Annotated in this window: 7 protein-coding genes; all 7 read left to right on the top strand. The window is 37.8% G+C overall.

What is annotated here, in order from left to right; all coding sequences use genetic code 11:
• The coding region (locus tag P7J49_RS11470) for a terminase large subunit (protein ID WP_408570735.1) at positions 1-1,320 on the top strand (1,320 nt) is incomplete at its 5' end.
• A 70-nt stretch (positions 1,321-1,390) separates the two neighbouring features.
• Complete coding sequence (locus tag P7J49_RS11465; protein WP_018374772.1) at positions 1,391-1,648, top strand: type II toxin-antitoxin system Phd/YefM family antitoxin; 258 nt, start codon at positions 1,391-1,393, stop codon at positions 1,646-1,648.
• Positions 1,645-2,016, top strand: a complete 372-nt coding sequence (locus P7J49_RS11460; protein ID WP_408570734.1) for a type II toxin-antitoxin system death-on-curing family toxin — start codon at positions 1,645-1,647, stop codon at positions 2,014-2,016. The genes P7J49_RS11465 and P7J49_RS11460 overlap by 4 nt, the downstream gene beginning before the upstream one ends.
• Before the next feature lie 140 nt (positions 2,017-2,156).
• The gene (locus P7J49_RS11455) at positions 2,157-2,861 is read left to right on the top strand and encodes a phage portal protein (RefSeq protein WP_408570733.1); all 705 of its coding nucleotides are present in this window, start codon (positions 2,157-2,159) and stop codon (positions 2,859-2,861) included.
• Between the two features lie 90 nt (positions 2,862-2,951).
• Positions 2,952-3,428: a zinc ribbon domain-containing protein gene (locus P7J49_RS11450; RefSeq protein ID WP_408570732.1), complete on the top strand. Its 477-nt coding sequence runs from the start codon at positions 2,952-2,954 to the stop codon at positions 3,426-3,428.
• A gap of 100 nt (positions 3,429-3,528) precedes the next feature.
• Positions 3,529-4,200 (top strand): hypothetical protein, encoded by a 672-nt coding sequence (locus P7J49_RS11445; protein WP_172004559.1) that lies wholly within the window; start codon positions 3,529-3,531, stop codon positions 4,198-4,200.
• A 98-nt stretch (positions 4,201-4,298) separates the two neighbouring features.
• Complete coding sequence (locus P7J49_RS11440) at positions 4,299-5,054, top strand: hypothetical protein (protein WP_408570731.1); 756 nt, start codon at positions 4,299-4,301, stop codon at positions 5,052-5,054.
• Positions 5,055-5,333: the final 279 nt, after the last annotated feature.

Below are 5,333 nucleotides of genomic sequence, written 5' to 3'. Positions count from 1 at the left end.
TATCTACTATATGCGGATAATGAAGCCAGTGCAGAAGTTTATGGTGCGGCTTGTGACCGAAACCAAGCGTCAATCGTATTTGATGTGGCCAAACAGATGGTACAGATGAGTAGACCGCTTGAGAAACGCTCAAAGATTATGGGGGCGACAAAGAGGATAGTGAATTATTCCAATGCGGGATTTTACCAAGTTCTTTCTGCAGAGACTGGAACAAAGCATGGACTTAACGTATCTGGCTTGGTCTTTGATGAAATCCATGCTCAGCCTAATCGTCATTTGTATGATGTATTAACCAAGGGGTCAGGAGACGCAAGGGAACAACCCCTCTTTTTTATTATCACAACAGCTGGAACGGATAGGAACTCCATCTGTTATGAATTGCATACCAAAGCATTGGATATTCTGAATGGTAGAAAGAAGGACACGTCATTCTATCCGGTGGTTTATGGATTATCCGATGAAGATGATTGGAATGACGAAGCAAACTGGAGAAGAGCCAACCCTTCACTAGGGCATACTATTGGGATTGACCGTGTTAGAGAAGCCTACCAACAGGCACTTGACAATCCTGCTGAAGAAAATGTCTTTAAACAGCTACGTCTAAATATGTGGACAAGTTCAAGTGTTGCTTGGATTCCTGAACATGTCTATGCCAAGGGAAATCATCCTATCCAATATGATAGCCTCAAGGGTCGTAGTTGCTATGCAGGGCTAGACCTGTCTAGTACGTCCGATATAACAGCTTTTGTCTTGGTATTTCCTCCTAGATTTGAAGAGGAAAATTATATCGTATTGCCATACTTTTGGCTACCTGAGGATACACTGGAACTGAGATGTCGACGTGACCATGTTCTATATGATGTTTGGGAGCGTCAGGGCTACATCAAAACTACAGAGGGTAATGTTGTTCACTATGGTTTTATCGAAAAGTTTATTGAAGACTTATCGGAAATCTATCATATCAAGGAGATAGCCTATGACCGTTGGAATGCGACACAGATGGTTCAGAATCTAGAAGGGATGGGTTTGACCATGGTGCCTTTCGGTCAAGGTTATAAAGATATGAGTCCACCGTCTAAGGAACTCTACAAACTTATGATGGAAGGTAAGATTCAACATGGTGGCCATCCTGTTCTGAAATGGATGGGACAAAACGTGGTTATGAGGCAAGATCCCGCTGGCAATATCAAGCCTGATAAGGAAAAGTCAGTCGAGAAGATTGACGGTATTGTAGCACTCATTATGGGATTGGACCGTTGTATTCGCCATCAAATCGACGAGGGAAGTGTGTATGATGAACGTGGTATTTTAAGCTTTTAGGATGAAAACAACCTAAATAGGTTGAATATATCCTAAAAAGTGGTAGAATAGAGAAAAGGAGGATATTACCATGCAAATCAATATTGAAAACTTAGTCTCTATTTCTGAAGCAAATCAAAACTTTTCTAAGGTAGCTCGTATGGTCGATACGAATGGTACTGCAGTAATATTGAAAAATAATACGCCAAAGTATGTATTAGTGGACTATCAGAGTCTAATTAAAGAGGAACAGGCAACCCCTACGGTTGTTGAACAATCAACTTTGGATGAAGTTGCGACTTCGGTTTTATCACGCCATCTTGATGCATTTAAGGAATTGGCAAAATGAAAGTATTAACTGTTGAACAGGTTATTGAATTACACACAAGGTTAATTCAAGCTACTGGGGGTTTAGATGGTGTTAGGGATGTTGGTTTAATAGAATCTTCACTATCTTCAGCTTTTAGTACTTATTTTGGTGTTGAGAAGTATCCAAGTATTGAAGAAAAGGCTGCTAGACTTTGTTATTCGCTAGTTAATAATCATGCCTTCCTTGATGGGAACAAGCGAATTGGAGTGTTTGTCATGATTATTTTCCTAGAATTAAATGGTATTGTATTAAATCAGACTGATGATGAGATAGTGAAGCTAGGACGTGGAGTAGCTTCATCAGAATTAGATTATGATGCAATTTTAGAATACATTCGGAATCATTAAAACTTTTCTTATTGAGGATATAACTTCAAGAAAGTGATAGAATATGGTATCTACTTGAAGAAGTAGAGATGAAAAACATCTAAGAACAAACGATAAGCACTTCAATCGAGGTGCTTTTTTCGTACTCAAAAGGAGGAAGTATGGGACTACTAGATTTACTGAGACGTAAGCGTGCTAGAGATAAACCACGAAATAGTTATGAAGGTCAGGACTTCTTGTATCTGTTTGGACGAACGACCAGTGGGGAGAATGTGGATGAGTTTAAAGCAATGCAGACGACAGCTGTCTATGCTTGTGTCCGCATCTTAGCTGAAGCAGTTGCTTCACTACCCATTCATGTTTATGAGAGAACGGCAACTGGAAAGGAGAAAAAGGTGGAACATCCTCTTTATTTTCTCTTGCATGATGAACTTAATCCTGAGATGTCGTCCTTTGTTTTTAGAGAAACCTTGATGACCCATCTATTGATATGGGGCAATGCCTATGTCCAGATTATCCGAGATAGAAGTGGAAAGGTTATCAGTCTTTACCCACTTTTACCAGGAAAGATGTCAGTTCATCGAGACGCGAGTGGCAAGCTCTATTACAAATACAAGCGTCAGAATGGTAGGCTTATCATTAACCCAGGGCAAGCAGAAACAGTAAAATTCATTTATGAGAAATTCTTAGAGGGGTATAGTCCCGAGTCCATAGCTAAGTATTTGAATGACAATGAAATACCTGGTTGGACAGGAAAGGCAAATTGGTATCCTAGTGCTATACAGAAAATGCTTCAAAATGAAAAGTACAAAGGTGATGCCTTATTACAAAAGACTTTTACCGTTGATTTTCTGACTAAGAAATGAGTTCAAAATGATGGTCAAGTCAAATACTATGTAGAAAATAGTCATGAAGCTATTATTGATGAGGTGACTTGGGAGACTGTTCAACTGGAAATGGCTAGACGCAAAACCTACCGAGAGGAACACCGGCTCAAGTCCTATATCATGCAGAGTGAGGACAACCCATTTACCACCAAGGTGTTCTGCGGATCCTGTGGGTCAGCCTTTGGACGGAAGAATTGGGCTACCAGCCGAGGGAAACGCAAGGTTTGGCAATGTAACAACCGTTATCGCATTAAGGGGGTGGAAGGGTGTTTCAGTAGGCATTTGGATGAGGTGACACTTGAGCAGATTTTCCTAAAGGCATTAGTGCTACTGAGCGAGAACATTGATTTGCTTGATGGCAAGTGGGAGAAAATCTTAACAGAGAATCGCCTGCTTGATAAGCACTACAGCATGGCATTGAATGAGCTTCTTAGGCAGGTAGACTTTAACCCTTCAGATATGTGCCGAGTGCTAGACCATATCAGGATAGGGCTTGATGGTGAAACCACGGTTCGCTTCCTAGAAGGAACTGAGGTAACATTATAAGAGCAGCAACCCTCATCAGGTTGCTGCTTTTTAGTGTTTAGTGGACTTAGAAGTGGTATAATAGATAGAGAAAATTACTGTTTTGTCAGGAGTTACCAATATGTTATGGATTAGTGACTTGTCAGATAGATTAAAGAGAATTTTAAATAGAAAGTCTTCAAATATAAGAGCACTAGATAAAGGTGATGATACTATTCTTAATTTTTTAGTGTATCAAAATGGCGATGATTCTAATATTATGGACTACGATCCAAAGTTTAATGATATCTTAGTACAAGAAAAGGGACTATGTTTTAAAACATACTATGAAAATTGGGAGAATCAGACATTTGAGTCACTTCTAGAAGTGGAGGGTGCTCTAGAGCTGGAGTTGATATTTGAAGGAGAAGTTCTATCGGAATGTTTTGGTTTTCGTAATATAGGAGTTTGGTCTAGTGTCACTAAGACTGCGGATTATAATTTCAGATATAGTAGTATTGGTGTAATACCTGAGTACAGAGGAAAGGGAGTTTGCAGTTGTTTACTATTGAAATCAATTATTGTAGTATTAGAAAGTGTAAGAAATAATAGCGTTGAGTTCTCATTAATTAATACAGTAAAAATTGAAATTGATGATAAATTTTCGATTTATAATTCTATCTTAACTGAGTTCATACCTGAGGAGCGAATGCAATATAGGGTGTTTGAAGTAGAAAACCGAGAAAAAGATTTAAACCAAATGAGAGAGTTATACAGTCAAAAGCTAGAAAAGTTGTATTTCAACTTAAGTTAGTTAAGTCCAATAGTATAATTTAGAGCATTATTTCTTTTTATAGCCATAGACTGAAACGATTTCAACAGTAAAGACATAATAATTGAGGAGGATAAATTATGAAGCATGTAAAGTTAAATGAAGGTATTCCATTTGATGTTGAAAATTTTGAAGATAAAACAAATAAAAGCTTTCCCTATTTCCAAGCTGGAAAAAAATATGCATTATGCCCAAGTTGTGGTTCTTCTGTTCAAATTATTGGTGGAAATAATAACTTGACACAGAATAGAAGAGGAAGATTATATGCCGCACATACAAAAAGTCAAGTCAGGGGTTTGAATTTTAACGAGGCAGCAAAACACAACTGCATAAATTATGAGGGAAACAATAATAATTGGCAAAGAATTTATGAGGTTAGACAAAATATACCCGAAAATCAAGGTGTACTGGAGTATTTAGAAGAGAATATTGATGAAATTGCTAGTGCTGTGGAGGATTTAATAGGTTTTAGGTGTAAGTTTAAAAGAGGAAGAAGCGCGGTATTTGAACATTTGTACCAGTCTTTTAAAGACAATGGAGGCTTACGAATAGCGAACGATCAATTTGCACCAGAATATTTACCTAGAATGATTATAAAACGAGCAGCACCGGTAAGATGTTGGGGGGCGATTCCTATAGGCAGAACTAAGAATTATATAGAGCGTACTCAAATTTTTAAAGGTTCAATTGATAATAAGGAACAATTTAAACCTGCCGTTGAAGTCATGTTTGTAGGAACTTTGGATAATGATGAAAATCCTACTAGACTTAACATGAGATTAATTATTGGTGAGGAAGAGTTGGATATGTACCATATCGCTGCAAGGATAAATTAGAAGAATAATTTTACCTAAATTTATCCAATTTTATTTGTTCAAACAAGATGATGTTTTAGCATTAGTTTAGTCCAATAGTATTATTCTAACTATTTTTGGCCAGTATTTCGTCTATTAGTGAAGAAAGCTCTCAGCACACGTCGAGTGTGTTGCTCTGCTCATAAAAGCCTAGAAACCTTTGAACGAAAGGGATAATGAAAAGCGGCTCTTTGTCAACTGTAGTGGGTAGATGAAAAGCTAACACCTAGAGAGGACGAACTTCGTTCTCTCTTTCTTTAT

The sequence above is a fragment of the Streptococcus suis genome, assembly GCF_046032515.1.
Classification (GTDB): Bacteria; Bacillota; Bacilli; order Lactobacillales; family Streptococcaceae; genus Streptococcus; species Streptococcus suis_AL.
This window is presented reverse-complemented; position numbering and strand designations above follow the sequence as displayed.

Excerpts from the sequence above, each read along its gene's own strand:
- P7J49_RS11465 (WP_018374772.1), top strand. The coding sequence starts at position 1,391 with ATGCAAATCAATATTGAAAACTTAGTCTCTATTTCTGAAGCAAATCAA.
- P7J49_RS11460 (WP_408570734.1), top strand. The coding sequence starts at position 1,645 with ATGAAAGTATTAACTGTTGAACAGGTTATTGAATTACACACAAGGTTA.
- P7J49_RS11455 (WP_408570733.1), top strand. The coding sequence starts at position 2,157 with ATGGGACTACTAGATTTACTGAGACGTAAGCGTGCTAGAGATAAACCA.
- P7J49_RS11450 (WP_408570732.1), top strand. The coding sequence starts at position 2,952 with ATGGCTAGACGCAAAACCTACCGAGAGGAACACCGGCTCAAGTCCTAT.
- P7J49_RS11445 (WP_172004559.1), top strand. The coding sequence starts at position 3,529 with ATGTTATGGATTAGTGACTTGTCAGATAGATTAAAGAGAATTTTAAAT.
- P7J49_RS11440 (WP_408570731.1), top strand. The coding sequence starts at position 4,299 with ATGAAGCATGTAAAGTTAAATGAAGGTATTCCATTTGATGTTGAAAAT.